This is a genomic window from Martelella sp. (assembly GCF_984369615.1).
On record NZ_CFHTCS010000516.1, the window covers coordinates 1 to 2,346 of the forward strand.

General features: G+C 62.4%; 3 protein-coding genes. All 3 read left to right on the forward strand.

Translation table 11 applies throughout. The annotated features are described in order from the left end of the window. Window positions 1–343: aminotransferase class I/II-fold pyridoxal phosphate-dependent enzyme (locus AC5DC2_RS23110; RefSeq protein ID WP_491700181.1), on the forward strand; the 343-nt coding region annotated here is incomplete at its 5' end. A 119-nt stretch (window positions 344–462) separates the two neighbouring features. Then, on the forward strand, window positions 463–1,209 hold the full coding sequence (locus AC5DC2_RS23115; RefSeq protein ID WP_491700182.1) for an NUDIX hydrolase: 747 nt from the start codon (window positions 463–465) through the stop codon (window positions 1,207–1,209). Window positions 1,210–1,245: 36 nt separating this feature from the next. Continuing rightward, a complete protein-coding gene (locus AC5DC2_RS23120) occupies window positions 1,246–2,154 on the forward strand; it encodes a PhzF family phenazine biosynthesis protein (protein ID WP_491700183.1) in 909 nt (302 codons plus the stop codon). The last annotated feature ends 192 nt before the right edge of the window (window positions 2,155–2,346 follow it).

Consider the following 2,346-nt stretch of genomic DNA (forward strand, 5'->3'; position numbering starts at 1 on the left):
CGAGGCGCAGGCCGAAAAGATCAACACCGTCTATCGCGCGCGTCGCGATGCGATGCTGAAGGCGCTTGCCGACTACATGCCGGCCGGCGTCGAGTGGACGCGGCCGCAAGGCGGCATGTTCGTATGGCTGACCCTGCCGGAAAGCATGGATGCCGCGGCCCTTCTGCCGGTATCGCTGAAGAGCGCCAAGGTCGCCTTCGTGCCGGGCAACGCCTTTTATGCCGATGGCAGCGGGCCCAACCACCTGCGCCTGTCCTTCTCCTGTTCGGCGCCGGAGGTTATCGATGAGGGGATCAGGCGCCTCGGCGCCGTCTTGACCGAGGAACTGGCCGCCGCGGCCTGATTTCCGGCGTTTTTTATTGCCATTGCTGCAAGGCCCGTCATTTCCTATGACGGGCCTTTCGTTTGGCGGGTCTCTCCTGTAGCGTGCGGGCCCGCTTTCAGACCTCAGCAGGATTTCCCATGCCCGTTTCGCTTCTCGCCGCCCCGCAGGACTGGCCCCCGGAAAACCAGGCCTTTCCGATCCGGGAAATCGATATCCGCGTCAGCGACGAGGATCCGGTCGGTCTTCAGCGCTTCGATGCCGAGGTCGCGTCGAACTGGGAACGCGAGAAGGCCGCCAATCCCCATCTTTTCAACGGTCGCCTGGTCGCGCTCAACGAGGTGAAACTGTGCGACGGCGCGGTCCGGGCAACGGGGCAGCTCGTTCCCTACGCCTATCACCTCTGGTGGCGTCGCCAGGACCAAAAACCGCGCACCTTTCACAGTTTCGGCATGCCCGTCATCCGCTCGTCCGATGGGGCGATCATTGCCATTCGCATGAGCAGCATCACCGCCAATGCCGGCAAGGTCTACTGCGCCTCCGGCTCTCTGGAGGAGGATGACATCGTTGACGGCCGCATCGATCTTGACGCCAACATGGCGCGGGAGGTCGCCGAGGAGACCGGCCTCGCGCTTGACGACATGGAGCCGGAGCCGGACTATTTCTGCGCATGGTGCGGCCAGATCGTCATGTTTTATCGCTTCTTCCAGTCGTCGGTTGAGGCGGCCGGCCTGATGGAGCGGGTCCGCGACCATATGCGCCGGGATACGGAAGGGGAAATCGATGCCGTTCTGGCGATAACCGGCGACAACAGGGACGATTTCGATTACGCCCATTCCATGCCGCCCGTGCTGGACCTTGTTTTCGGCAGGCGCGGAAGAGGGTAGACTGTCCGGCGAAATGGCAGAGGAGCATTTGCTGAGATGCGGGAATATGCGATCTATGATGTGTTCACGGCGGAGCGCTATCGCGGCAATCCCCTGGCTGTCGTCTTCGACGCCGAAGGGCTGAGCGACGACGAGATGCAGGCCATTTGCTGCGAGTTCAACCTCTCCGAGACGATTTTCCTGCTGGCGCCGGACCATGTGTCGCAGTCGGCCGCCGCGCGCATCTTCACGCCGGGCGGGGAGCTGCCCTTTGCCGGCCACCCGACCGTGGGCGCCGCGATCGCGCTCGCCGAGCGCCAGCACGGCAGCGACAGCGAGATCGACATGGTCTCCGTGCTCGGCGAGAAGATCGGCCCGGTGCGCTGCGCAGTGAAGCTCAGACAGGATGCCGCCAGCTTTGCCGAATTCGATCTGCCAAAACTCTCGCGTCGCTGCGCTGAGAAGATTGCGCGTGAGAATCTTGCCGAGGCGCTTGGCATCGGAGTCGACGAAATCGGTTTTGAAAATCATGTTCCAACGATCTGGTCGGCGGGAGTTCCGTTCGCGCTCATCCCCGTCAGAAATCTCGGGGTTGCGGAGAAAATCGACTTCGATCCGCGTCGCTGGAATTCCTTTTCTCCGTTGATCGAGGGGCTCCCGGTCTGGGCCTATGTCTATACTCGCGGCGGTGTGCGACACGATATCCATTTCCACACCCGGATGTTTGCGACCGACGGTATTACCGAGGACCCGGCAACCGGATCCGCGGCCGCGGCGTTCTCGGGCGCCATCCAGCATTTCGACGCGCCGGGCGAGGGGTCCCATTCCTTCGTCATCGAACAAGGCGTCGAAATGGGGCGGCCCTCCTATATCAGGTTGAATCTTGAGACCGGGCCCGGCGGGGAGATCAGCGCGGCCCGCATTGGCGGCCAGGCCGTCTGCGTGGCGCGCGGCACGCTGCTCTAGCGCGTTTTCGCGGCCGTGTTCGGGGCTGTGTAAAGAAAAGGAAATTGGCGTCAAAAAAATGAAACAGGACGCTGGACAATCCGCCGAATCCCCATTATACGGCCCTCACACGACGCGAAAGCGACGTGTCTCGTGGGTGATTAGCTCAGTTGGTAGAGCAGCTGACTCTTAATCAGCGGGTCGTAGGTTCGA